Origin of the sequence: Dehalobacter sp. DCM (assembly GCF_024972775.1) — a bacterium.
GTDB lineage: Bacteria > Bacillota > Desulfitobacteriia > Desulfitobacteriales > Syntrophobotulaceae > Dehalobacter.
The window spans coordinates 3,664,752-3,689,753 of record NZ_CP092282.1; the positions used below are offsets into that span (position 1 = coordinate 3,664,752).

Genomic DNA, 25,002 nt, shown 5'->3' on the forward strand with positions numbered 1-25,002 from the left:
CTTCGTCGGTGAATTCCAGCGTGTATTTAGCTAAGACCGCCTGAACGTTCTTTTTTGCAGCAGGTATTCGGCGTAATCCTGCCCATCCTTAAACCCCTGGCCAGGTACTGTCGCAGGACAGATAGGTGAAATCAAATAAGATATAACTATATAGATCGAACTCCAATCAACCGAATCAACTTCTTTTAATGACTAATTGACAGGAATATTTTCCTATTTTCTATATTCCATGATATATCATTTTTACTGATTGTTTTTCATTATAGAGATCGTATCTGAATGTCTCCCAATACCAATGAGAATCCTGTACTTCTTCGGCGGTACAACCATCCGCTAAATTGACTGTAATATTTTTATCAATGCTGAAAACATTGCGATGGCCAAAGGTTTTGTACTGTTCATCCAATTCAATCAATTCTGTATCAAAGTAATTCATTAATGATCCCGGCAAATATAATCTAACTTTGAAATCAGTTGTATCCCTACCGTGATCAATTAATGTTAGTTTTATTTTTAGCGTCGCTTCACTATCTGTTACATCTAAAATTTTAAAATTCGCATCCTTTAAATCTATAGACTTCAGCCCATCATTTATTGTCCAGAAATACGCTGTTTTTACTGCTTCCACTGAACTCCTCATTATCGGCACAACCAGGATGATTACAGTCAAAAATATCAGTAATTTACTTTTACTGGCATAACGTTCCAAGCGAAATAATCCCCTTATACCGATAACGAATATGATCAACGGAATTATTCCCGATAAATAAACAACTGAATTCTCGAATCTTATTGGCCCGATTACATATTGCATGATTGAATATGAATCTCTGGGCAGTTTACAGGTTAGCAGCACAGATACGAATATTATTCCCAAATATTTAAACAGCTCTTTATTGCCCTTAATCACATCAATCCCCCCTCATCAACTTATATTCTACCTTCTCCAGAGAAGAACTCCGAAATGTTATGTCTTATAATACTAGAATACCGCAACCGCAGACCCTATCTTCTATCTGATTTTGGTTAAATTAACTCACTGATCATGCAAAAATAAACGCAAGCCCCTGAAGCCGCATAAGAGAGATAAAATAAGCCTTACAAAGAAGGAAACGCACTGACGATAGAGAAGCATAGCAATTGAAAATAAAATACTAAACCCCTCGTAAGAAGGGGTTTAGTATTTTACTTTCGTTCCATAAAAAGAAATTAACCGCCCACTTCAGATGGATAACGGTCTATTAATTGTATTTTTTTGTTAATATATGTTTTATATTGGTATTGTATCTATGGATAAATCAGACTTAATCCTGGTTAATCCTGGACAAATTGAATTCCCTGGAATTTATCATCCCGTTTTTTAGTAAGAAGAAGCCCCGAAGTGACTGCGGTAAACGGCGCGACTGCAACCAGCCCAAAACTGCCCACGATCGTATGCAGGATCTCCATGGATACGTATTTTAAATTGAACATGTCTTGAACCGGTGTCCCCTGGGCCATAAAAAACATCAGCAGCGCAATATAGCCTCCGGTGTAGGCGAACAACAGCGTCGTCGTCATGGTTCCAACCACCGTCCTGCCGATTTTCAGTCCGGACATCATGGCTTCCTTTGCCGTTATGTCCGGTTTTTTGGCTACGACTTCATCAACAGCCGCGGCAATATCCATTGCCAAATCCATCAACGCACCGGCTGAAGCGATAAAGACCACCGCAATCAATATCTCGGTTAAATTCAGGTGGGCATACCCTGCATAGAGAAGACTCTCGGAATAGGGCAGTACTGCACCATGAATCTTGAAGCAATTCCCGAAAATCAACGCCAGGATCGCCGTAAGGAACGTTCCCAGCAGCGAACCAAGGACAGCGGCCACGGACTTTCGGTTAAGTCCTCCGACCATAAAAATGATGATCGTCGTGGCTGTGACTACAAAATACAGCGAAATGATAACCGGACTCCAGCCCTTCAGCAGGAGGGGCACCAGGAGCTTCCAAATCATCAGCACAATTAATAGAAAGGAAATAAGTGCTTTGGCGCCGGTCCAACGGGCAAATAAGATCAGAAAAATAGCAAAAAGACCAATTAAGATTCCTTCCATCTGAAGGCGATAATGATCGACCATGGTAATATTTCGAATCGTTTGCCCGGTGTGATCAATGACTACCAAAGCTTTGTCGCCAACCGAAAACGCTTTATCCATCTCCAGTCTGCCGGTAAACCGGTTGTGCGCCAGCGCTTGCTCTCCTTGGAAAGGGCCGTTGAGAATTTCAACCCGGCATACTTGTTCCCCTTCCATGACGAAACTAATGGTTTGATGAATATTCGAATTATCGACTTCCAATACTTTGGCCACGGCTCGCTCACTGTCAGGATACGTATTTTCTCGGAATCCGGTCGGCATAAGCGCAAGGGCAGCAACAAAAATTATGACAAAAACAATAAAAATGCGTTCCTTTAAAGGCAATCGATTCATCAATTTTTTCCTCCGTGAGTATTCCTTTCATCTGACTTACCTTCGTTCTATTCAGCAAAAACCTGAGCGGAAACAATCCCGCTCAGGACAGGTGGAGGCAATAACGATTGAGTTTCGCTATTTACTTCTTGACTTTGGTAATTGCGGCCAGCTTGGTATAGACCTTGGTATTGTCATAGAATCCATCAAACAGCTCCGAGCCAGTGCCAAATGCATAAACCGGTACGGGCACTCCCGTGTGGGAATAGGAAGTAAAGCTGATTCCGGCTCTGTTATTCACGATATGACAGAGTGTCACCGATAACGGATTATAGGATCCATACAGGACTTGTTCCTGCTCATTGGACGGCTTGGCATTGGACATGGTTTTTTGAAAGGCATTGGCGAGAAGCTCCCCTTCGTAAGAAGTCAAACTCGCGATATCCAGACCATATGCCTGATATATTTCGTTTTTCAAATCTTCCAGTTTAGGGGTTGCAGGGTTTGAATTTTTGTAAGTTGTGATGATTTTGTCAAAATCCTGATAAGACATCGTCACAGGCTGCAGTTTATCAAAATGCGTGCTGTAACCGGTCAGGGAATAGCCGATCGTCATGCCGCCGCACTCGTGGTCAGCTGTAACGATAATCAGGGTCTCCTTGGGATGCTTCTTGTAGAAATCCAGAGCGACTTGAACGGAATCACCAAAAGCGATCGTATCGTAGATAGAAGCGGTGGCATCATTGGCGTGATTGGCCCAGTCGATTTTGCCGCCCTCCACCATCATGAAGAATCCTTTTTTATTATCCAGCACGTCGATTCCTTTTTTCACATAATCAGCCAGGCTCAGCTCGTCTGCCTCGCGGTCGATTTCATAGTCTAAAGCCGTTTCGTAATTATCCGGGTCAATCGCCACAACTTTGCCGGATTTGCTGTTTAAAGCCATAATCGTTTCTTTGGTATTGGCAATCGTATAGCCCGAATTTTTAACAATGTCATAAATAGGGGTGTCCGTGCCCTTGGGACCGGTTTTTTGATCAAAATCTCCGCCGCCAAAATAGTCAAAACCGCTGGCTGCCAGTTGTTTCCCGATCTCATAAGCGTCATTGCGATTCGCTACTTTAGCATAGTAAGCAGCCGGGGTTGCGTGGGTAATGGGGACGCTGGTCACAATCCCGATTTTATATCCCATTTTCTTCAACTTTTCGGTAATGGGTGTATACGCCTTGGTTTTGGTTTCATCCATGTTAATTACACCGGAAAGCGTCTTATGGCCGGAAGCCAGAGAAGTCGCCGTCGAAGCGGAATCCGGGATGAAAGAAGAAGAATCCTGGGTCATCAGCGCGCCGTGGACAGGAAATTGCGTGAAGTTTAATTGCTGGGGCGTAACCGCACCGGGCTTTGTTTTTTCACCGAGATACATTTCCGCACTGCTGACTTGAGCATAGCTCATCCCGTCCCCGATAAACATGAATACATATTTCGGGGTCTGACCACGATAAACCTCATCTTGGGTTGAATTGGCCATACTCTGATGCGGCTGAGCTGAGAAAAAAGATACCATAACGACCAGGATTAAAGATAAAGCGATAACCGTTTTCGAATGCCTTTTCAGAACCATGAATACCTTGCACCTCCTTCATATTTATTTGCATTGTACACTACGTGTGTTATTGCCAAATTAAGTGAATGTTAAAATTCGTGTATTTTTCAAAAACTTCATACACAAAAAAGATGCTGCGAGTTACACTAGACGGCATCTTAAGTATTACTATATGGCATATTTTGGTAATTTATGTTATATTATATACCCTATTTAAGTTAAAATAACATAGTTATTTGTAAATTTTTGGAGACACGAGTTCCTCGATGAGCTCTTCCCACATTTATTCCGTTCCCTTTACCGCACAGTTTCGTCCGCTTTTTTTAGCCAGATATAATGCTTTGTCCGCCTGTTCCATAACCCGACTCACATCGGCAATTCCGCTTATCTTCATCGTACTGGTACCTAAGCTGACAGAGATATAATCACCGGTACTGGCATACTCATGCGGAATATGTAAGGCATACACTTTTTGCCGGATTGTTTCAGCGACTTCCCCGATATACGCTTCATTCTCGTCAAATGATATATAAATAAACTCTTCCCCACCCCAACGGGCAGCAAAATCACGTGCATCCCTGACAACGGAGTTGATCTCATTGGCTACCGCGATCAGCACATTATCGCCTGCATTATGGCCATAATGATCATTATATTCTTTAAAAAGGTCAATATCGATCATGATGATGGAGATCACCGTATGATCCTGACTTTCAAAGGCCAAATCAATAAAATTCCTGAAGCTTCGCCGGTTGGGTATGCCCGTCAGCTCATCGATTAAAGAAAACTTACTGAGTTGGTAACTGGCTAAAGCCAGTTTCATATTTGTTTGCTGATTATTTTCAATCTCTTTTTTCAGTAAGATATTGGTCTTTTTTAATAATTCTCTGGCTTTAAAATCATCAAAATAATTATGATAAATGATTCTTGAAGCCAGCCAAGAGATAATCACGAAAACAGACAGATTGATATAATGACCGATCAATTTATCCGTCGATTCTTGAAAATAGGGCAAACCAACGAATAAAATCAAAACCGAACCCAAATAGGGAATGATGATCTTCTTGTTATCGACATAGAACAAGACGGAACAGGTGATGATGTTCACCATACACGCTGATAAATTTCCATATAATCTTTGATCCAACAGTGAGACCACGCTGCCCCAGCACATAATCAAGGTCATATAGACCACGAGACGTGATTCCAATTTTTTCAGCAGATGATGCGGTAAATTCTTCAGATCCTTATAGCGATTAATAAACACCAAACTGGCCGCATTCAATATAATCATAATGATGTACATCAGAAGATAGTGATTATACCAGAACCGGTTATCGATGTTCATGATGGAAGCGCAAAGATCTGAAATTGCCAAAATGAGCTCAAACCCAATGATCAGCAGCGCAAATATCCGCCATCTCCGAAAATTAACCGTCAGTCTTTCCCTTAGAAATGATTCGCTGTTATCCCTTACTAAAAAATCCGTGATTCTCATAAAGCCTCGTCAATCATCGTACTGTTCGCTTAGGTACTCATATATTATATCGCCTCCTAGCAATAATTCAATTAATTACCGGTTTATTAAATAAAACCCTTGCGCCTCGTCACAAAGGGGAGAATCCACATGTTCCCAATTCAGGGACCTTTTTTTCATATTCATACTCCAATACCAACCATTTTTCTATTTCTTTACCGCATAGCTTGCATTTTGCTCAGACCGGTTATTGCTGCCCCTGAACATACTCTTCCATGACATGAAATGCTGAACTGCAGGCGTCACAGACTTCCCATTGTTCGCTTTCTTCACTACTTGCCAGACCTGTCTGCAATACATAGGTCTTGGTATCTTTGACGGTTGCGCAGATATTGCATGTTTTCATCCTTCTATTCCTCCTCTATATAATATATGATAAGTGTAACTTATTTGCCGAATTTTCTGAATATATTGTGAAAATGATTATTTTCTTTAAGATGCCGAATAATCAATTAAACGCACTTCACCTTGATAGGCGGTAATGGAAGCGGTATTAATAATTACCGCTCCTTTTTGCAGATAAGGAAGTGCTGCTTTGGTCAAATGAAACATGGCGAAAACATTCGTACGGAAAGTACTTTCCAACTGCGACGATGTGATATCCAGAATTGAGTTTTGGGGATGCTGTTCGCCGGCATTATTGACCAGAATATCCAGATGCCCAAAGGTACTGACCGTCTGTTCAACAGCCTGCCGACAAAACGCCTCGTCACCAACATCCCCGGCTAAAAGTAAACAGCGTCGTCCCAGCTGTTCGATCCTTTCTTTGGTGATTTGGGCATCCTGCTGTTCATTTAAAAATACAATAGCCAGGTCAGCCCCTTCTTTGGCATAGAGAATGGAAACAGCCCTGCCAATACCACTGTCTCCACCGCTGATGAGGGCAATCTTACCCTGGAGTTTGTTTCCTGTTTGATAATTGGGGTCTTCATAAACGGGACTGGGATTCATTAATATCTTTGAGATAGACTTTTGAGCTTATTATAATCCAGGGCAAAATTAACAGGACCACTCGAAAGAGTGGTCCGTCCGAAGGGTAGTTTTTGTAAGAATCACGATCAGCCCGAATATGTTCTCAATATAGAAGTAACTGCTGCCATATATTGTGGGAGGCTATCATCGCAGTGAAATTGGATATGTGGGAAGATGCCGCTGCAGATTAAAGTCTCGGAAGTCGTTCATATCGGACTCGCCATTGCTGTCCCCTGCTTGCGGGGATAGGGCTTTACAAAGTTCTGCTTTTAATTTCGGATCGGTTGTCTCCGTATACAAAGAGTAAAGATATGGCTTTGCCGCAGCGGATAGACCGGCCAAAGCCTGAACATCCAGGCTTTTCAAGGCTCCGCTTTGGTACCGGTCAATATTGTAGGCGGCAATACGTCCGTCTACGTTACCGTAGCTTAAGGCCAGAAAAAGGATCACAAACCCCGCCAGCATTGTTCTGGCGGCATTGAATTTTTTGAACTGCCGCAAGGTAATCACTGCAAAAATCAGGAACAGCACCAGCATGAACCAGGTGGTATAAATGCGCAGTGGGGTCATGCCAAAGCAGTTGATATACATCACCATCTTACTAATCGCAGTGACTATCAGCAACAGCGTGAACAGACACAGCACAACGGTTTCAATCTTCAGCACCCGCTCCCTTCCCCGTTTAATCAGAAGATAGACCGCAGTCAACACAATCAGGTTGATCGCAGCAACGGCGCAAAGTTCAAAGAAACCCCTGCGTGCGTATTCAGCGTAGGTCATCAGTTCCGGCAAATGGTTGTTAAAAGCTGAAAAAAGATAAGCAAGCTGTGAAAGGAAAAATGCTATATAGACAAGATTCAATAACGTTAAAGCAGTGTAACCGGTCACTTCCGGCACAAACCGGGCCGAAGCGGATAATTTATCGACAGAAGCGACTGTGACCGTCTCGGTATTCCGTCCAAAGAGGTCGCCATAGATTAGGCCAAAGAGATAACAGGCAACCGGAATTCCCAGAATGATCTGAATGATAATCTCCATGGAAATGTTAAAATTCAGGTTCGCTATCACCTCCGCAAATGCGGCATCTGCCTTGCTCAGAAGAGCGATCACTGCCGCCAGGACCGGGATCATTACTAATATCCCAACCACAACAGCAAGCAACGATTTCCCTTTTTTATTGCCGGTGGTCATGCTCTTCAGCGCGCTGAAGCAACAGGCAAAATTACTAAACGGGATAATAATGACCTGATTAAAAAAGTCACCCAAAATATATGCCGAGAGTTTATTTTCCAAGGTTCGCCCAGTGGAGAGACTGATCCAATAAATTACGGTGAACGTCAGAAAGAGAAAGTTCAGCCCTTTAATCAGCATATTATCAAATAAAAGAAAGACCAGAGACGACAAAACAACAATTATCAAACACAAAATGCTCCTTCGTGTCTGCTGAATCCCGCCTGCACGCAGGTAGAAGAAAACACTCAGGCAAAAGATAGCCGCAAAAATGGTTACGCCTGCACCCAGGCTATCCAGATGAATCAGGTTGCAATATAAGAAGCCGCTGATCAGCATGATCAATGCAAAAACAAAATCTTTTCTCAAAAAAGTATCCTTGTTCTCCATTTTTCACTCCCCCTTCACATACTCTGAGATATCCCCTGGCTGACAATCCAAACCACAGCAGATTTCTCTTGTGAAAACATCATCCCGTTTAATATTGGTTAGCAGCCGATTAAGACATAATAATGACAGCAGGGCAGGCAAAGCCGAAGCGTAGACAGTAAATAAAGCTTACATATGTAGAAATCAGCTCGGGCATAGCGATAGCCGCAATGATCAACAGAACGATGGCAACTTTGGTGGCTGCCGAAGACAGAATAACTGATCTATTTTGGTTCCACATGGTATCAGTCCTTTCTTTGATTTCAATAGTAATTCTAATGCGCAAACTATTGTATGTCAATATACATTTATTGTTTATCGATAACATTATACTGTTTATTGATAACATATCACGATATCACGTATCACGTATCGCGTTTGCCGATATTCCCTCCATTTTTATACTAAAATACATATTTATATGTAAATATTTGTAATTACCCAATCCTATTTTCCTCATTCAATCAAGACACTATAAAAAACCGCCCGGCTAAAGAGCAATCAGATATTGATTGCTCTTTAGCCGGGCGGTTTTTTATTCACGCAACGGTCTCCCCTACTCTTTTTCTTCGTACTTCTTTTTCTATTCCTAAACTTCAAATTAAAACAGTGAACGCGCAACAAAAATGCTCATAGTGCCCAGCAGAAGTATTGCAAAAACCACGCCCGCCAGGATATTCCAGGTTAATAATTCGTACCGCAGAAATAAAGTAATAGCAGATCACGTTGTTCCTTCTGTTTTTTCTGATAAATTCTTGCCCTTTATCACTGTATGCCTTTGATAGCACAGGGTTTACGAAACTAAGATACTTATCGTAGTATTCTCCTTTGATGCTGAATAAGATGGCCATAACCAAAAATAACACTGCAAGAAAAAGAATAGTAATGCCGGCTCCTATCGTGTTATATAGCAAAAACATGACTATCAGCAACAATGTTAAAATCGTTATTGTCCTAATATAAATGTGAATTCCCCTCCATATAGTCCATTCCTCAGCCAGAATGAATCCTCACTCACCGCTCTCATGGTAACATAAAACACTCCCGGTGGTGGCGTTGATCCAGATATTGACTCTGCAGCCGATGTCGGGGTTATTGTGAACATAAACATGCCAGACCCGCAGGAACTTTTCTTCGGTGACAGACTCATATTTATGTGCGTAATCGGTATTGCCTTCATCCCATCTTTCCAGATAATACTGATTTTCTATTTCGAGATACGCACTGGACGGCTCATTGATCACGCCTTCTTGCTTCAGTCTTTCTTTGGCAATCACCAGCGCTTTTTCTTTGTTAACTTGGACCGGATTATCAATGAAATTCGTGTCGAGTTTGTAATTATGGACCATAACGTTAACCTTATTCGCCGTTTTCGGTATGGGAAAAACATAGCCTTTGATTACCATGCTGCCATTTTGGCCGGGAAGCTCGGTGGTGGTGATCGTCACTTTCCTTAAGTTTTCGGGCTCGTACCACTTGGCATCCAGTTGCCAATACGGTGTTCCTCCATTGTACTTGTTATAATCATAAATTCCGTAATCGCCGCCTGTGTTTTTGATACAATAGACAAGGTCGACCTGATCCAGATATTCGGCAATTTCTTTCCCGGAGCGATCACCATAGGAAGCATCTGAACCATATTGAATTCGCAAGCGGGAATTCAGTGCTGCGAAGTCTTTCCGGTCCGAGACCACCCTGGTATAGATGTTATCTTCTTGCTTCGTCAGGCCGCAGGCCGCTGCCTCGGCTTCTGTCAATTCGGACTCGCTGTTGCAGGTAAAGTATTGCTGCAATAAGCGTTGGTAATCACTTATTTGCATGGTGAAGTTCATTTTATCGATCTTTTCAGTAACAAAGTTCCGGATGGTATCCGGCGTATATTGAAGATAGTCTCCTTTATAACCGTCGAAGTTAAATTGATAGCTCTTGGTGATGCCATAGACAAAACAGACAACTTTCCCATTATGGACAAAAATCAGCGGCGCGCTTCCCTGATTGGCGTCATCGTTGATCTCGCCCCAGCGATAACCGATGATGTTATATATCCGCTGAGCAGTCGTCCCTGGCTTTATCGTATAGACGGTGTCCCACTCAAATGGCGTTAATTTGGTCAACGGCAAGGTAGCGCCGTTTTCTTGTTCTCCGACAGCTTCCTCGAATTTCGCGGCATTTTTCTCCCACCCCGAAGCAAAGACCGATACTCCGGACGGTGTCGCCTGCGCAGCCTTATTGTATTGACTTGTGGCGACAAACAATAACACCAGAAGACAAATAGCGGCAAAGAATATTTTTTTATTTTTTCGCATCATCGCTTGTAACCCTCTCGCTTTGCTATAAAGCCATTTCTTGAAGCGTCCAGCGGTCAATTTTCCCGGTCTGCAGATTGAACCGGGCAAACGTCATGGGCTGAGCATCCTGGCCTTCTTCTATGTAATAGCCATTGCCGTCTAGAAAAAAGAGAAATTCTTCGACGAGGTACTCGGCTTGATAATCATCACACGGTAATTTTACCCTGTATTCCCCCATTTGACCGGTGGGCCCACCACCCGTTGTATTCATATAGATCCAGCTATCATCCACATAATGCATGCCGTCAATCCCAAATCGATCCATTGCCAGGAAAGCACGTTTCACGGCTTGCCCTGTTTTCTGATCAATCTGAAAGACCGACCAGCCTTTGAATGTAGGCGTACCGTCCGCATCTGGCTCTCGGGTCATAATATAGAACTGGCCGTTATACCGGGCCCCACCGCCAAAATACCCCAATATCGTATTTTCACCGGTCCGTATATTCAGCACATGCTGCGCTTCACTGTCCTCATAATCCGTATAAATCAGATAATCATTGTCGGCAGCGGTGATATAGGTGCGCCCTTCGGCCAGTAATTCGCCGCGGCTCCCGTCCGGCGCCGCCCTGTAAAGATCTCTGTTATAAAGGTGGGTGTAATAAATCCATTCGTCCTGGATGGAAAAATAATTGCCGACATCCTTGATCAAAATCCGGATATTGCTGCCGTCTTTATTCATCGTACACAAATTGCCGCGCGGGGTCTGGTTAATGTCGTCAAAGCCGATCTGGTCGGTAAAATAGATCTTGTCCTCTGTCAGCCACAACTGCAGCGAAGAATTCGAACAGATCCTTTCGGCGTTCCCCTCGAGATCAACCCGATAAATACCCCGTCCCCTGTAATAGTGAGGCATATAGTAGACGTAGGTGCCGTCAAAGTAGAGCTTATTAACAGAGTCGGTCTTTACCAGTTGCTTGACTGTATTCTTGGCGGTATCGACCTTATAAATCGTTTCCTGTGGCTCGTCATAATAAATCAGGATGTCGCCGTTCTTGGCGAAGAACTTACCACTGTGCATGCTGTCGCTCTTCTCATCCGAGACGGCGGCTATATTCTTAGCATTCTCTTGACTGCCGGCATCTTTAGTAACCGGCGATGTTTCACCCGTACCGGCGGGATCTGTGGCAGACCCTTCCGCAGCGCAGCCGAACATGAGCATCAGAATCAGAATCAGCGTCAGGCTAACCAGCCCCTGTTTTATTTTTCTTATCCGATACACGCTCATCGCACCTCATCCTTTTAAAACTTCTTCTGCTTTCTCCGAGTAATAATTGGGATATTCAGCTTGGCTGGCTTCTTCCAAATATGGCAAAGCCAGCTCCTTCATGCCCATTTTCAGATAGGCAAGCGCGATAAAGTAATTGTAATCACTTATTTAATGTCGCTTCAAATTCGGCTCTTTTGGCGTCTTCTTCGGCATAATACTTTTGAAGCGCATCGTGAGCCACTTCAATACGTTGTTCTAAGCCATTCTCGTAAATATCACTGTACAAAAATCCACTGACGCGAATCGCTGGATCATCGGGATTTGGCTTCTCATCCAGACGCGGTTTTTCAAGCACAAAATCAATGGCATAAAAGAATACCTTATTTTGATCCAAAATATTTTTAAGATCAAGCATTATTTCCGCTGCTTTTTTGATACTGACATCCTCATCCTCAGTATAAAACACGATATGCCCCGCTGTTTTTCCAAGTTCCGCCACATTATACTTTTTATCAAGCTCCAAAGCTTCGATATTTAAGCCATATTCCGGTTCAAAAGGATTACGATCATGGGTGGCTATTGTATCAGGGCGGGCGATCAGTTCTGCATAGTTGATATAGCTTGTATACGGAAAATCCTCACTTTCAAAGATCGTATCTGCCATTGAACCATAGCCGTTGTTTATTCGATCATAGGTATTCCGTTTTTGAAGAACATCGTCCTTATATGAATCGTATTTTATCTGTCCGCGAGAGGAAATAGCCATATAAAAGTGCGTATCGATACTGGTGGGCGACTTTGCGATCACACTGTAGTTGCTGCTTTTAAAGTTATATGTAGCGTCAGCAAGTTCCAGCTGCAGATCCGGATAGTTATCCGCTATATAGTTTTTAGCCGCATTTTCTGCAAGCATTCTGGAAACTGGATTTCCCACCAGACCGTTTGCAAACCACAGTATACCTCCAAAGAGGACCAAGGCAAGAACACATGCTAAGATTTTAACAAACCTTTTCATTTACTTTTTCTCCTTTTGAGTTTACGCACAAAAAAGATGCTGCACGTTACACTATACATCATCTTTTCAGTAGATATATGAAATAATTTTGAAAATAATGCTAGTTGCTCTTTACCTATTATATACCAAATTGACTTAAAACACATAGTGATCACATTTAGTATTTCATTACCCTTGCCAGCAAGTAATATTGCTCTGCCGGTAAATTCAGCACCTTTAGATTGGCTTCACGCAAGGGGGCTGTAATCCCAATGTTGATGGAAACAATACCTTTTTTCCTTTTCAGAACACTCCCCAGGGCCGTTATGCTCTCTATCCGGGCTGTTTTGATAACGGCTATTGTTTTATGATAGCCGCCGTAGGATAAATTGATGGTATTGTCCCTACAGGAAATACCGGTATTCCCATATTGCAGGAGGACACTGACTCCGGCAATTCCCAGCAGTACGGAGGCAGGAACACTGATTAGTATGATGCTCCCCAGGCTGCCGGCAACCAGCGCACCCATAAAAATAAGGACGGCTATTATAAATCCCGGACGGTAAAAGAAATACCGTCTGGCTTTGCTAGTCGGTTTTTGTAAACTTTCCTCCACGATATAGTCGGGTAAAAGCGCTTGCAGAATATTTTTCATTTTTGGCAAGGATGCAATGGGATAGAAGATGGCCTGTTCCAGGGCTTGCTCGTCGGATTTGTCCCCGTAACCGATGACCATAATTGTTGCCGTATAACAGTGAAACAAACGCATGAGCAGGTTTTGTTTGAACAAGACACCGCTGATCTTGTTTTTGTGAAAAGTATATTTCTTTTTATTCAAAAGGCCGTATTCAATCTTTAAAATCTCCCTGTTCTCGGAAATCCGATAGTTGTAATACGTGATGACCGCTTTGAGCAGGGAGATGGCCAGCGCAATCCCGTAAAAAGAGACAATAAAGGAAAAAAGCCCTAATCCCCAAGCTAGCGGATCTAAAAAATGCGAAAATACGTGGTTGAATAAATCGTCGGTACTCTGATAACCGCCGATCTTTACCGCTGCTGCTGTAATGATTGGAACAGCAACCGGCAAACCGGAAATAACATAAACGGTTTTGGATTGCAGCAAGCCCAGTTTTAGAAAATCCCGCAGAGAAGCCGTGATGACAGTCCGATTATCTTCATCGGTTATCTCCGGTGCGTTATTTTGAATAATAGCTTGTTTAAAGGCCAACGCTTTCTCCGCTTTCAGAGCCAGCCGGATCTCCGCTTGATCCACTGTATCGATGGTTTGACTCGCATTGTCCACTTTGATTTTATAGGTCTTCGTTAATTGATAAAGGATATTTTGCGATAAATCCACCGTTGTGATTTGCCTTAGCGGTATTTCCGTCCTTTTTTTTCGCCATAGGCCGGTTTCCACAATCAGATGGCCATCCGCTACGGTATAAAAGGTGGAAATATATTGTATCAATTTCCCCAGCGGGCTTAAAGCAATGATGAAAATAGGTGTTACTACTTGCGGATCAAAATTTTTGACAATAAAAATACTGACAATGGCCGCTGCGATGAGTAAGGGGAGCTCCGTTATTTTATCGAATAAGATCAGGATACTTCCTCTGATATGCTTAAACTCCATGCTGCCACCTACATATTTTCTTGGGCTTGAAGCCGGGTATAGAGTTGATTCTTCAGCGCTTCGGTGATGGTCCGCGCTGTATCAGCAGCCAGACCTTCAATGACAAAGGCACCGCTTGCGGTATGGATTCGGACGCTGGCCAATCCAAGTTTGCGCAGGATGGGACCATGTTCGATGGATATGTGCTGAATCCGAATCACTGGGATGATAGAGGTTGCAATGAAAAATATGCCGTGCTTGATTTCTATCCTGTCGTCCAGAATGAGATAGCCCCATTGCCGGTATTCAATCACCGGGTAAATAAACAACGTAACCATCAGGTATAAAAAAATAAACGCTTCCACCGCATAGACATAGGGTGCCGGGCGTACAAAGAAATCTTGCCGGGCTACAATCAGCGTCGGTATACCCAAAATAACTATAACCACTGCCAGCCGAAGAAACCTGGCGACACGCCATGCCGTTACAATGTTCTTATCCAGATGATGATATGCCACAATAACCTCTTACCTGTTGGATCTTTTTTCATTATTATAACCCATACCAGACGGAAGATTACAAAGCCATTACCTAAAAAATGGCGCTGATGCTAGAGAAGCATCCCCCCATGGGTTCTGCCGCTGCTCGATTGATGGACCGTGCTTCGTGTATTGTGTATTTGATGGTTCCAAATTTCGATTATATCAATTCGTTCTTTTATATATGTTACCTTCCGTAATTCATCTTCTGATATCACTTCGTATCTATATTCATCAGGATCTAGTTTATCCGGAGAATCAATTTGAATCGTAGAAAATACGGGGACATGACTTTCAGGTTCCGATTGGACCTGGAATTTTTGGCTCGATAATTTTTAATAGATTTTCTTGACACGTTCCCTATTATTACTTATAATTACTTTATTAGTATCAATAAGGAGCATTTTATGACCAAAGATTACTATACCGTCGAGCAGATTTCAGACATGCTGGATATCCATCCGAAGACTATCCAGCGGTATATTCGGGAGGGCAGACTGCGCGCAACAAAGATTGGCAAGAGTTGGCGCGTCACTGGCCATGATTTAAGTATTTTTGTCGAGAGTTCCCACGACAAAGGGCTCGGTTCGGAAAATCGACCGGCGCGCCGCATCATCACCTCATCAGTGATCGATATCATTGCATACGGAAAAGAGGATGCCATCCGTATCATGAACACGCTAACTGCCGCCCTGAACGCCAAACCGCCGGAATACGAACAGTCGTCCATGCAGTCACAGTATATCGAGCGTGAAAATATGGTTCGTGTTACGCTCTGGGGCGACATCCGCTTTATGGCAGTGATGATGGACACGATAGCCTCACTGACAGAACAAAATAGGGGTGAATAAATATGAAAAACAGTGTCTTCAAGACTTTAGCAAGCCGAGATCATTTTAGGGCCCAATACAACCAAATACTTAGCCAGTTCCCATTTGGGCAGCGATACGTCGAGACTACCTTTGGACAGACGTTCATACTGACAGCCGGCCAGGAGTCGAATCCGCCCATAATTCTGCTGCACGGTTCCTGTAGCAACAGTGCATTCTGGTTTCCCGAGATCATAGCCCTATCCAGCAATTATAGGGTCTATGCCGTTGACATTATCGGCGAAGCAGGAAACAGCGAAGAATACAGACCGGACCTTGATTCAGATGCTTTTGCACTCTGGATGAAGGATGTCCTGGGTGCCCTTGGCCTTGAAAAAGCCGTGTTCATCGGCAACTCCCTCGGCGGTTGGATGGCTCTCAAATTTGCAACAGCTTATCCGGAACGTGTTTCCAAGCTGATTCTTATCGCATCCGCAGGCCTTGCCAACATTCGGCCGCAATTTCTTCTCAATGTGGAGCAAACACGGCAGGCAGACGGAACGGTGCCAATGACCTCTGACATTATCGGAGAACATAATATTCCAAAAGAAATACTCGATTTTATGAATCTGATTACCGAAAGTTACAACCCGATACAATCTCTGCCAGTATATGAGGACGAACAATTGCTCCGTCTCACCATGCCTGTTCTCTTTATCGATGGAGAAGATGATATCATCATTGATGCCAAAAGATCGGCACAAAGGCTCTCGCGTGTTGTGGCATCAGCCGAAATTCGTTTGCTTTCCAATTGCGGGCATGTGGTGACTAATTCCATAGAGTATATTATCCCATTTCTGATCGAATAACGACGATGACCATCGCCAAAACCTTTCAGTTTATACCACAATAAGTCCGGAGCCGATTGCGGTGCCGGTTTATGCAAATACGGCGCGGCTAATTTCCGCTTACTGGCTTTGCCTATTGCTATTTTCCCTGTAATAGCTAATACTAGTACAATAATATCAAATTCTAAATGATTGATAATTTCTATCTGCTTATGGCATGATCTGATTTACTTAAAATTGTGATGATGAAGGAGTCAACCAATGAAAAAAGCGATACGCACGCCATCGAATACGAAATCCGGAACTAAGCCCAATACGAAACCGGGAACTAAGCTTAATCCAAAACTAGGAACTAAGCCCAATACGAAACTGGGAACTAAGCTTAATCCAAAACTAGGAACTAAGCCCAATACGAAACTGGGGACAAAACCCAATACGAAGCCGGAATTAAAGCCCCAGACCAAGTCGGATCAAAAGCCTTTTCTGAAGTCCGGAACAAATCCGAAGCTGAAAGCAAAACCCGCACCGATGACGGAGTCCCAGGTCAAACCGGATGCAGACCCTAAGCCAGCCCCCAAAAGGAGACCCCAAAAACTCGATCACCTGATCGTGGATAAACAAAATGAATTGTTAAACTTCCTTTATGAGCAGCTGCCCCAAGAAGGGAGAAATTCGATTAAGTCTCTTCTCGCCCATCGCCAGGTTTCTGTGGACGGCGAAATGACAACATTATATAACTACCCGTTGGCGGCAGGTCAAAAGGTGACCATTAATCGGGGTAAAGTGTCTCAAGGCAGAAGAAAACATAGACCCCTGAAGTCCTATAGCGCAAAGACGGATAAAATAAGCCCGATGAAGAAGGTAACATCGGAGAAAGCATTGAATAGCAACGTGAAAAAAGCGATCCCGCTAAGAGATAAAAAGTAGTATTATAAAATCGGCTTAGCCGATTTTATTTTTACAAACGGAAATAAAACATTGAACTTTCCGGCCTTGGGGAGACTCTTACTGTCAGAAGGAGGAATCGCAATGGATCTGACCGGCCAGGTTAAAAAGGCGAAGTCCGGCGATAAAGAAGCCCTGCTCCAACTGGTCATGGAGCGGAAGAAGGAGCGGAAGAAAGAATAAAAATATTAAAGAAACGGAAAACGGTGACTTACACGAACATCCATGACTATGAAGCCCAGGAGGACCGAAGCAGTGCGGAGGATTTTGACCAACGATTTAAAAGTTGCCGAAGATCTGGTGGTGAAGGATGTCACCACAGAAAAGGATATCACCCGTGTGACAGTGCTCAGCCGGGGGACGCCCGCCATGGGGCTGTTGATCAAGGGGGAAGAGGTAAAACTCCTTAATGCTGCTAAATTTACGGACGAGCAGCCAGAAAGTCAGACTCCGACCGCCAAAACCTTTCAGTTTCAGGGCCGGAGTGAGGAAATGACACTTGCCGTTAAGGGGATCATTTATACCACGATAAGTCCGGAGTCCATTGAGGTGCCGATTCAGTAATTAATATATCGTATATTTTGTTTATTTTACTAAGTTAACTGTGTCTCTGCCTTTATATAGTATTCTTCTGATTTCCATCACATTATCAATAACAACATAGAAGACAGTAAAATTATCAATATAAATCCGGTAATACGGATTTTTTCTTTTCCTCTTCGATTGAAATGGCTGGAAAGATAAGGGACAATGAAGTCTTTCAGTAATTACGTTTTCAACCCGATTGATAAACTTTTCTGCAGCATCGGTATTATGGAGCGTAAATACCAAATAATCAACAATTTCATTAAGGTCCGCTTCGAATCTGGGAATATACCTTAAAGAATACTTATCTTCCGTCATGGATCCTGCCTCTCACCTTGGAGAAAACCTCATCGTGCGTATGCCGGATATTTGTTGAAGCCGCTTCTTTATCCGCCTCATCAAGTTTCATTTCGATATCATCAGTTAATTCTGCGTATTTTTCTAAGCTTAACACTACCATCGAGCCATATCCGTTTTTCGTTAAATAAACAGGCTCACCTTCTCGAACAACTAATTCTTCAATTTCCGGAAATTTATTTCTCAGATCTGAAACAGGTCTGATATGAATCACATTGCTGCCCCCTTTCGCATTCTTTTATCATTATATTATCATCATTTTATCACGGCAACAACATAATATGCCAAAATAATTTAAAATGAAATAGTTGATTATTTTCTTTAAGTTGGTCCGAGGGATTTTATGGTATAATTAAGGAGATAATTAAGTCTATACTGCAAATACAACAAAGGAGAAACGCGTTTATGTTACGGCAATTAAATCCGGTCCTTGTCCTGAAGGTGGAGGGCAAGGAATAACTACCCTGAACCCCTCCAAAAAAAGAGCCATTTACTATTTATTTTGGAGGAACTATGGATTATCATCATTTAAATATGGAATATCATCATTTAAAAGAATATGGATTAACTGACTATTTTATCCGGCAAGCAGATTGCTATGACGGATTGTATTTGGCACGCGTATCCGAACAGCATCGTGAAATGTATCAGGTGATCAGTGAACAGGGCGAATTACAGGCGAGTGTCTCGGGAAAGTTGGCTTATCAGGCCAGTGGCTGCGAAGACTTCCCGGCTGTGGGTGACTGGGTCATGATCGACAGGGACGATGACCGCAGCGGCAGGGCTGTGATTCATCACATTTTAAAGCGCCAAAGTGTGTTTGTCCGCAAAGCGGCTGGAACGGCGAATACTCTGCAAATCATCGCGGCCAACATCGATCAGGTATTTCTCTGCATGTCCTTAAACGCAGATTTCAACCTGCGCCGACTGGAACGATACCTTGCCATCGCCTGGGACAGCGGGTCTACCCCGGTGGTCGTCTTGACCAAAACGGACTTATGTGCTGATTTGAGCCAAAAACTGGCTGAGATCGCCACGGTGTGCGTGGGCTGTGATGTCATCACCTGCTCCAGCCTTGAGGACTACGGCTATGAACAGGTTGTTTCTTATCTGACCAAAGGCAAAACAATCGCCTTGCTGGGTTCTTCCGGGGTCGGCAAATCCACCCTGATCAACCGGCTGATGAACAGCGAGATCCTCGCCACCCATGAAACCCGTAAAGACGATAAAGGACGGCATACGACGACACATCGCCAGCTAATGCTCCTGCCTCAGGGCACGATCGTCATCGACACGCCGGGGATGCGTGAATTGCACTTAAGTTCAGCGGATCTGTCCCGGTCCTTTGACGATATTGCGGATTTGGCAACAGGATGCAAATTCCCGGATTGTTCACACACTGCCGAACCGGGCTGTGCCGTTAGAGAAGCCATTGCGGCAGGAGAGCTGCCCCAGGAACGTTTTGAGAACTATCTTAAGCTGCAAAAAGAACTCGACTATGAAGGCCTGAACTTCCGACAGCGGGAACAGGAGAAAATCAAGCGCATGTTCGGAAGTAAGGGCGAAATGAAGCAGCTGATGCAGCACGTTAAAAACAAGAGACACTATACAAATAATCGACAATAAGAAAAACCGCCCGGCCAATCGCGCAATCAGTATCCGATTGCACTTTAGCCGGGCGTTTTTTTATTCACGCTACGAATTCTTCACGTGATTCTAAAGTCTTGGTATTTTGCCCTGCAAAGATGGCTGCGGGGCGGTCGGCATCCCTCCGGGAAGGAGGTGATGCCATGGAAGTATATCAAGCACTTACCCTGATGATATCCTTTGGAAGCTCGCATACATTGAACTGGCTTGATTATCTTTAATCATAAGAACGATTATCTCCTTAGGGCAATGGACAATAACGGTAATATTTCATTTTGTTTAAGTGCCTATGCTAAATTGTCCATTATTGATTTTTCTCTACCCATACACTTCTCCAGAAATACCTCTGTAATAACCGGATCAAATTGCGTGCCGGAACATCGTTTTATTTCTTTTCTCGCTTCCATTTCAGATAAACCATTGCTGTAAGGCCGATAGCAAGTCATGGCGTCGCAGGCGTCAGCTATGGCAATAATCCTTGCTTGCAATGAGATTTCGTCGCCTTTTAAACCTTTGGGATAGCCTTGGCCATCCCACCTTTCATGATGTTCCAGGATATAGCCGGCAATTTCGGAAAACTCATTGGCTGAACTCAATATTCTATACCCGATTTCCGGATGCCTTTTTATTTCTTTCCATTCTTCACCAGTTAAACGATGGGGTTTATTCAGGATTTTTTCATTTACTCCCATTTTTCCGATATCATGCATCAATCCGGCTATTTTAATCTGATTCACCATCTCTTTATTTAACTTCATACTGATAGCGATGGTTTCACAAATCTCGCTGACCCTCTTGGAATGGGACATCTCTCTATTGCTTTTTGCGAATAACGCATTCATAATCAAATCGATGGTTTTGCTTCTTTGGCTGGAACTTTCATAGAGCTTTTGTCTGTACATATTGTCTTCAGCTTTTTTTATGATCTCCTGGATATCTTCTTCTGATTGATATTTTGTTTCATAACCGAAAGAAATAGAAATGTCAATGGTTTCTACTTTTTTGTTGATGATTCGGTCTGTAATGCGCTTCATAATCTGTTGGACGGTCGGGGTATCGGTTCTGGGTAAGATAATTACGAATTCATCCCCTCCCAGCCTGGCGATGATGTCGCCGGACCGGCAGCCATCCCTGATCTCCTGGGCCGCCTTCATAAGGAGCTCATCTCCTTTAGCATGGCCGAAGGAGTCATTAATAAGCTTCAATCCATTAATATCCGCCATGATAATGGATAGGGGAAGGTTTTTTTCCGTATCTTTTCTGATCAACTCTTCTTCATAAAATCTTCGATTATAGAGTCCGGTAAGGTCGTCGTGATTACTTAAATACTCCAGGTTGTCTTTCGTTTCTATTAATGCTTTCTCACTCTTTTTCCGCGCTTCATTTTCTTTCTTTAAATCATCCAACAGTCTTAAGGTTTTGGAATGGGCTTTTCTGAGCTCACGGGTTTGCTCTTCAACCAATCTTGCCAGTCGTTCCTTTTCATCGCGTTTTTCTCTATTGGCGTTTTTAATTTTCAGCATCGCGCGAATCTGGGCAGTGAGTTCACATTCATCAATCGGTTTAGCAAGAAAAGCTTCAGCACCACATTCGAGCGCACGGATGCGGTGCTCTTTATCCCCTTTGATTGCCGTGATAAAAACCACAGGGATGTCGCTTAAGTTTCTGTCCACTTTCAGCTTTCTGCACACTTCAAATCCGTCCATTCCCGGCATTACGATGTCGAGCAGGATTACATCCGGATCTTCCTCCGCAGCCAGTTTAAGGCCTATTTCACCGTTAAGCGCCTTCAATAATAAGGCTTCAGGGAAAATCTCTTTTAATAGCGCTTCTAAGCTGATGAGATTATCATGGTTATCATCAACCGCTAAAATCTTCAAGCTTCTATTCTCCATAAAGCACCTCTCTTATTACTTGCCAAAACTGCTTCTCGATGATGGGTTTTGCTATAAAAGCATCAAATCCGTAGGCCAGAATGGTTTCGCGTTCAATCAACATCGCGCTGGCAGTCAGGGCAATGACAGGGATATGGCTTAATTCAGGCATCTTTCTTATCGCTTGGAAAGCTTCGATACCATCCATAACGGGCAGTGCGATATCCATTAAGATCAGATTTGGCATGTGCTGCTTTGCTATATCCACGCTTTGATTACCGTCAGTTGCTTCCAAAACAACATACTGATCGGCCAGCAATGCTTTCACACTCAGCATGTTGTCCGGGTTATCCTCCACTACCAAAACCACCGGTTTTCCTTGAATCGGCCTGCCTTCACGACGCGTTTTTTCCTCTTCCAGAGTTTGTGGAAATAACATGGTTGTCACTGCATTTTGGAGTTCGATTCGATTCACATCGCCTTTTTGAATAAGCTGATGAACATGATTCCGTTTTAAAAATTTCAGTTCTTCTTTGGTAATATGCTTGGCGGTCAATATGAGCACCGGAATATGCGCTGTCACCTCCGCATCTCTTAAGGCTTTCAGTACTGCAAATCCGTCTATACCGGGCATCATCAAATCTAAAATGATGGCGTCGGGAATGGTTTGCTCAACAATTGCGAAAGCTTCACCTGCGGCACGAGCGACCTCTATTCGATAGCCGATTTCTTCCATTAAATCTTTAATCTGAATGATAGCCGGTTCGCTGTCTTCAATCAGCAGTACGGTTTTCTTTGACGGGTCAGGCGTTACGCTGAGTAATTTATGTTTGTTCATATTTATCAAACCCGACGGCTTGCCGGAAATGTCTTCTTCTATCTGTCCGTTGATCATCCCGTTTTCTCCGGCATATCTCAGCGGCAGATACAAAGTAAACTCCGATCCTTGATGAAGGATGCTTTTTGCTGAAATTGTACCGCCCAGCATTTCGGCGTATTTTTTGGCAATGGCTAAACCCAATCCGGTCCCGCCATATTTCCGGGATGTGCTGTTGTCAGCCTGCCGGAACTCATCGAAAATATATGGCAGGTATATTTCAGCTATTCCTATCCCGGTATCAGATACCGAAACCATTAATTTCTGATCACTTTGCCGCATGGATACCGCAACCTTTCCTTCTTCAGTAAACTTCACGGCGTTGCTGATCAAATTCTGCATTATATGCCGGAATTTATCGACATCACTGGTGATGATTTGTTTAGCGTCTTCATTAAAACTGAGCAGGTCAATATTCTTTTCTTTGGCGATTGGCTGGAACATTTCAACAACTTCGTCAATGACGTCATTTACGCAAAAGTCTATGATTTCTGTTTCCTCACGCCCGGCTTCAATACGGGAAATATCCAAAATGTCATTGATGAGTAATAGGAGATTTTTCCCGTTGCGCTCGATGACTTCCAGATAATGGTGTTCTTCTTCCGGAATCTTAGCGGAAAGCCGCCGGTTAAGAACTCCGGAAAGAGCGATGACTGAATTCAGCGGGGTGCGAAGCTCATGACTCATGTTTGATAAAAAATTTGTTTTGAGATGACTGGCTTCATCCAACAGATTTTTCTGCATTTCCAATTCAGCGTTTTGCTGCATAAGCTCAACGGTTTGCGTTTGAAGTTCGCTTTTTTGAGCATCCAATTCTCTGTTTTGCCGCTCTAATACTTCGGTAAATTCCTGGATTTTGCGGTAGGCCAATACCCCTTCGATGCGCGCGCTCATAGTAACTGTCGTGTTGCGAATCAATTCAATCGCTTGCTGATCAAACCGGTCGATATTAATGAGAGAAATAATGGCAGTGATCTGATCGCCGGCCATAATTGGGATCGTTACGATTTCGCGGGGAATCAATTTTCCGTTCACTGTGTGAAACAAAAAACGAGTATCTTCCGGAATGTTCTTGATATGCTGAAGCTGACGCGTTGTCAGAACAGGCCCGAATTCGCCTTCGAGGTTGGCCGCGTCAAAAGACACCCTGGCTTTGTCTTCCAGTCCGATGGACGCGAAGTGGTCGTAAGTCTTTTGATCATCACTTAACAGATAAATCGCCGCCATTTGGCAACCGGTATGATTGAGGAGAGCATTCAGTGTTTCGCGGAAAAACTGTTTGGTATCATAAACGCTCAGCATTACAGAAGTAAGTTTTGAGGTCTTAGCATTCAAGATTATGTTTTGTTGGATGCTTGCTGCCAACTCATTAAAGGCAGACGTCAGAACTCCGAACTCATTTTTTAACGCATAGGCAGACCGGGCGTCAAGATCTCCTTTTTGAAACCGGTGTGTTGCGTTGGTAAGTTCATTGAGCGGTTGATTAATATTACGTAACAATCGGTAATTAACAACGAGAGAGAGCAGCAGAATCACGGCAATAAGCAATATCAATTGCCAGTTCAGCAAATTATGTAACTCCTCTGAATCTTGGTATAAGTTGTTGGCTTTGTTATAAGCAAATGTGTCAATTTTTTCAATACGGGCCAGCATCTGGTCCCGATAGGATCCGACATAGCCTCCCGGAAGGAGGTTCTTTTTTACGGTATCTATTTCTCCGGCCAGCGCTAGATTAACATTATCCTGACGGGCTATTGTCCACTTGTCAAAGGCGTTCTTCGCTTCGTCGATATCGGTCTTAGGCCCCAGGTACCTTTCGTATAAGACATCAAATTGCTTTAAAGCATCCTGATGGGATAACTCCGTTAATTGCAAGGATTGGCGTTTCTCATCGTCACTTGTTGCCAGCATCAGATCTTTCAAGCTTAATCGCATCGTCAGGATATCATTCTCAAGATGACCGATTGCTTGTCTTATTTGTAATGGATGATTATAGATTGTTTCAGTCTGCAGGTTCAGCTGATCGGATTGATAGAAAGAGACAACCCCTAGCACAACAACAAATAGTAACGTAGAGGCAATACTTATTTTAAGCTGCGTACCAATTGTCATGTTTTTTGCTTTCATGAAATCCTCCT

The 25,002-nt window shown here is 43.3% G+C and carries 22 protein-coding genes and 1 pseudogene; 6 read left to right on the top strand and 17 right to left on the bottom strand.

Annotated features, from left to right (window positions below; all coding sequences use genetic code 11):
* Nucleotides 1–220: 220 nt before the first annotated feature.
* The 13 genes and pseudogenes from LPY66_RS17025 to LPY66_RS17085 form a co-directional block, all read right to left on the bottom strand.
* Nucleotides 221–628, bottom strand: a complete 408-nt coding sequence (locus LPY66_RS17025) for a hypothetical protein (protein WP_337985438.1) — start codon at nucleotides 626–628, stop codon at nucleotides 221–223.
* A 686-nt stretch (nucleotides 629–1,314) separates the two neighbouring features.
* On the bottom strand, nucleotides 1,315–2,472 hold the full coding sequence (locus tag LPY66_RS17030; RefSeq protein ID WP_337985439.1) for a YibE/F family protein: 1,158 nt from the start codon (nucleotides 2,470–2,472) through the stop codon (nucleotides 1,315–1,317).
* Nucleotides 2,473–2,593: 121 nt separating this feature from the next.
* Nucleotides 2,594–4,072: an alkaline phosphatase gene (locus LPY66_RS17035; RefSeq protein ID WP_337985440.1), complete on the bottom strand. Its 1,479-nt coding sequence runs from the start codon at nucleotides 4,070–4,072 to the stop codon at nucleotides 2,594–2,596.
* Between the two features lie 265 nt (nucleotides 4,073–4,337).
* A complete protein-coding gene (locus LPY66_RS17040; RefSeq protein WP_337985441.1) occupies nucleotides 4,338–5,552 on the bottom strand; it encodes a diguanylate cyclase in 1,215 nt (404 codons plus the stop codon).
* Nucleotides 5,553–5,778: 226 nt separating this feature from the next.
* A complete protein-coding gene (locus LPY66_RS17045; protein ID WP_337985442.1) occupies nucleotides 5,779–5,937 on the bottom strand; it encodes a hypothetical protein in 159 nt (52 codons plus the stop codon).
* Between the two features lie 89 nt (nucleotides 5,938–6,026).
* Nucleotides 6,027–6,545, bottom strand: a pseudogene (locus tag LPY66_RS17050) (SDR family NAD(P)-dependent oxidoreductase); the annotation flags it as partial.
* 162 nt (nucleotides 6,546–6,707) lie between these two features.
* Nucleotides 6,708–8,183: a DUF4153 domain-containing protein gene (locus tag LPY66_RS17055; RefSeq protein WP_337985443.1), complete on the bottom strand. Its 1,476-nt coding sequence runs from the start codon at nucleotides 8,181–8,183 to the stop codon at nucleotides 6,708–6,710.
* A gap of 109 nt (nucleotides 8,184–8,292) precedes the next feature.
* Nucleotides 8,293–8,463 (bottom strand): hypothetical protein, encoded by a 171-nt coding sequence (locus tag LPY66_RS17060; RefSeq protein ID WP_337985444.1) that lies wholly within the window; start codon nucleotides 8,461–8,463, stop codon nucleotides 8,293–8,295.
* A 769-nt stretch (nucleotides 8,464–9,232) separates the two neighbouring features.
* Entirely contained in the window at nucleotides 9,233–10,531 is a 1,299-nt protein-coding gene (locus LPY66_RS17065) for a hypothetical protein (protein WP_337985445.1), read from the bottom strand.
* A 22-nt stretch (nucleotides 10,532–10,553) separates the two neighbouring features.
* Nucleotides 10,554–11,795 carry a DUF5050 domain-containing protein gene (locus LPY66_RS17070; protein WP_337985446.1) on the bottom strand — a complete coding sequence of 414 codons (1,242 nt, stop codon included), beginning with the start codon at nucleotides 11,793–11,795 and terminating at the stop codon, nucleotides 10,554–10,556.
* Between the two features lie 142 nt (nucleotides 11,796–11,937).
* On the bottom strand, nucleotides 11,938–12,792 hold the full coding sequence (locus LPY66_RS17075; protein WP_337985447.1) for a YfjL-like protein: 855 nt from the start codon (nucleotides 12,790–12,792) through the stop codon (nucleotides 11,938–11,940).
* Between the two features lie 157 nt (nucleotides 12,793–12,949).
* On the bottom strand, nucleotides 12,950–14,404 hold the full coding sequence (locus LPY66_RS17080) for a PH domain-containing protein (RefSeq protein ID WP_337985448.1): 1,455 nt from the start codon (nucleotides 14,402–14,404) through the stop codon (nucleotides 12,950–12,952).
* 8 nt (nucleotides 14,405–14,412) lie between these two features.
* Nucleotides 14,413–14,901, bottom strand: a complete 489-nt coding sequence (locus LPY66_RS17085; RefSeq protein ID WP_337985449.1) for a PH domain-containing protein — start codon at nucleotides 14,899–14,901, stop codon at nucleotides 14,413–14,415.
* Between the two features lie 428 nt (nucleotides 14,902–15,329).
* Between LPY66_RS17085 and LPY66_RS17090 the strand changes: the two genes are divergently transcribed.
* The 4 genes from LPY66_RS17090 (at nucleotide 15,330) to LPY66_RS17105 (ending at nucleotide 18,088) form a co-directional block, all read left to right on the top strand.
* Entirely contained in the window at nucleotides 15,330–15,773 is a 444-nt protein-coding gene (locus LPY66_RS17090; RefSeq protein WP_337985450.1) for a helix-turn-helix domain-containing protein, read from the top strand.
* Nucleotides 15,774–15,775: 2 nt separating this feature from the next.
* Nucleotides 15,776–16,600, top strand: a complete 825-nt coding sequence (locus LPY66_RS17095) for an alpha/beta fold hydrolase (protein ID WP_337985451.1) — start codon at nucleotides 15,776–15,778, stop codon at nucleotides 16,598–16,600.
* Nucleotides 16,601–16,840: 240 nt separating this feature from the next.
* Nucleotides 16,841–17,506, top strand: a complete 666-nt coding sequence (locus LPY66_RS17100) for an RNA-binding S4 domain-containing protein (protein ID WP_337985452.1) — start codon at nucleotides 16,841–16,843, stop codon at nucleotides 17,504–17,506.
* Nucleotides 17,507–17,779: 273 nt separating this feature from the next.
* Nucleotides 17,780–18,088 (top strand): hypothetical protein, encoded by a 309-nt coding sequence (locus LPY66_RS17105; RefSeq protein WP_337985453.1) that lies wholly within the window; start codon nucleotides 17,780–17,782, stop codon nucleotides 18,086–18,088.
* A gap of 21 nt (nucleotides 18,089–18,109) precedes the next feature.
* On the opposite strand, the gene LPY66_RS17110 is transcribed toward LPY66_RS17105, so the two are convergent.
* On the bottom strand, nucleotides 18,110–18,427 hold the full coding sequence (locus LPY66_RS17110; RefSeq protein WP_337985454.1) for a type II toxin-antitoxin system RelE/ParE family toxin: 318 nt from the start codon (nucleotides 18,425–18,427) through the stop codon (nucleotides 18,110–18,112).
* A complete protein-coding gene (locus LPY66_RS17115; protein ID WP_337985455.1) occupies nucleotides 18,414–18,680 on the bottom strand; it encodes a type II toxin-antitoxin system Phd/YefM family antitoxin in 267 nt (88 codons plus the stop codon). The genes LPY66_RS17110 and LPY66_RS17115 overlap by 14 nt, the downstream gene beginning before the upstream one ends.
* 320 nt (nucleotides 18,681–19,000) lie before the next feature.
* Here LPY66_RS17115 and rsgA point away from each other — a divergent pair, with 320 nt between their 5' ends.
* Together rsgA and LPY66_RS21040 are read left to right on the top strand one after the other, a co-directional pair.
* Nucleotides 19,001–20,092, top strand: coding sequence for a ribosome small subunit-dependent GTPase A (rsgA, locus tag LPY66_RS17120; protein ID WP_337988128.1), 1,092 nt, complete (start codon nucleotides 19,001–19,003; stop codon nucleotides 20,090–20,092).
* A gap of 164 nt (nucleotides 20,093–20,256) precedes the next feature.
* Nucleotides 20,257–20,334, top strand: coding sequence for a putative holin-like toxin (locus LPY66_RS21040; RefSeq protein WP_443112496.1), 78 nt, complete (start codon nucleotides 20,257–20,259; stop codon nucleotides 20,332–20,334).
* Between the two features lie 66 nt (nucleotides 20,335–20,400).
* On the opposite strand, the gene LPY66_RS17125 is transcribed toward LPY66_RS21040, so the two are convergent.
* Nucleotides 20,401–22,008, bottom strand: coding sequence for an HD domain-containing protein (locus LPY66_RS17125; protein ID WP_337985456.1), 1,608 nt, complete (start codon nucleotides 22,006–22,008; stop codon nucleotides 20,401–20,403).
* Nucleotides 21,998–24,991: a response regulator gene (locus LPY66_RS17130; RefSeq protein ID WP_337985457.1), complete on the bottom strand. Its 2,994-nt coding sequence runs from the start codon at nucleotides 24,989–24,991 to the stop codon at nucleotides 21,998–22,000. The genes LPY66_RS17125 and LPY66_RS17130 overlap by 11 nt, the downstream gene beginning before the upstream one ends.
* Nucleotides 24,992–25,002: the final 11 nt, after the last annotated feature.

Excerpts from the sequence above, each read along its gene's own strand:
- LPY66_RS17035 (WP_337985440.1), bottom strand. The coding sequence starts at position 4,072 with ATGGTTCTGAAAAGGCATTCGAAAACGGTTATCGCTTTATCTTTAATC.
- LPY66_RS17095 (WP_337985451.1), top strand. The coding sequence starts at position 15,776 with ATGAAAAACAGTGTCTTCAAGACTTTAGCAAGCCGAGATCATTTTAGG.
- LPY66_RS17080 (WP_337985448.1), bottom strand. The coding sequence starts at position 14,404 with ATGGAGTTTAAGCATATCAGAGGAAGTATCCTGATCTTATTCGATAAA.
- LPY66_RS17090 (WP_337985450.1), top strand. The coding sequence starts at position 15,330 with ATGACCAAAGATTACTATACCGTCGAGCAGATTTCAGACATGCTGGAT.
- LPY66_RS17070 (WP_337985446.1), bottom strand. The coding sequence starts at position 11,795 with ATGAGCGTGTATCGGATAAGAAAAATAAAACAGGGGCTGGTTAGCCTG.
- LPY66_RS17040 (WP_337985441.1), bottom strand. The coding sequence starts at position 5,552 with ATGAGAATCACGGATTTTTTAGTAAGGGATAACAGCGAATCATTTCTA.
- LPY66_RS17045 (WP_337985442.1), bottom strand. The coding sequence starts at position 5,937 with ATGAAAACATGCAATATCTGCGCAACCGTCAAAGATACCAAGACCTAT.
- LPY66_RS17055 (WP_337985443.1), bottom strand. The coding sequence starts at position 8,183 with ATGGAGAACAAGGATACTTTTTTGAGAAAAGATTTTGTTTTTGCATTG.
- LPY66_RS17125 (WP_337985456.1), bottom strand. The coding sequence starts at position 22,008 with ATGGAGAATAGAAGCTTGAAGATTTTAGCGGTTGATGATAACCATGAT.
- LPY66_RS17130 (WP_337985457.1), bottom strand. The coding sequence starts at position 24,991 with ATGAAAGCAAAAAACATGACAATTGGTACGCAGCTTAAAATAAGTATT.
- LPY66_RS21040 (WP_443112496.1), top strand. The coding sequence starts at position 20,257 with ATGGAAGTATATCAAGCACTTACCCTGATGATATCCTTTGGAAGCTCG.
- LPY66_RS17060 (WP_337985444.1), bottom strand. The coding sequence starts at position 8,463 with ATGTGGAACCAAAATAGATCAGTTATTCTGTCTTCGGCAGCCACCAAA.
- LPY66_RS17075 (WP_337985447.1), bottom strand. The coding sequence starts at position 12,792 with ATGAAAAGGTTTGTTAAAATCTTAGCATGTGTTCTTGCCTTGGTCCTC.
- LPY66_RS17030 (WP_337985439.1), bottom strand. The coding sequence starts at position 2,472 with ATGAATCGATTGCCTTTAAAGGAACGCATTTTTATTGTTTTTGTCATA.
- LPY66_RS17110 (WP_337985454.1), bottom strand. The coding sequence starts at position 18,427 with ATGACGGAAGATAAGTATTCTTTAAGGTATATTCCCAGATTCGAAGCG.
- rsgA (WP_337988128.1), top strand. The coding sequence starts at position 19,001 with ATGGAATATCATCATTTAAAAGAATATGGATTAACTGACTATTTTATC.
- LPY66_RS17065 (WP_337985445.1), bottom strand. The coding sequence starts at position 10,531 with ATGATGCGAAAAAATAAAAAAATATTCTTTGCCGCTATTTGTCTTCTG.
- LPY66_RS17100 (WP_337985452.1), top strand. The coding sequence starts at position 16,841 with ATGAAAAAAGCGATACGCACGCCATCGAATACGAAATCCGGAACTAAG.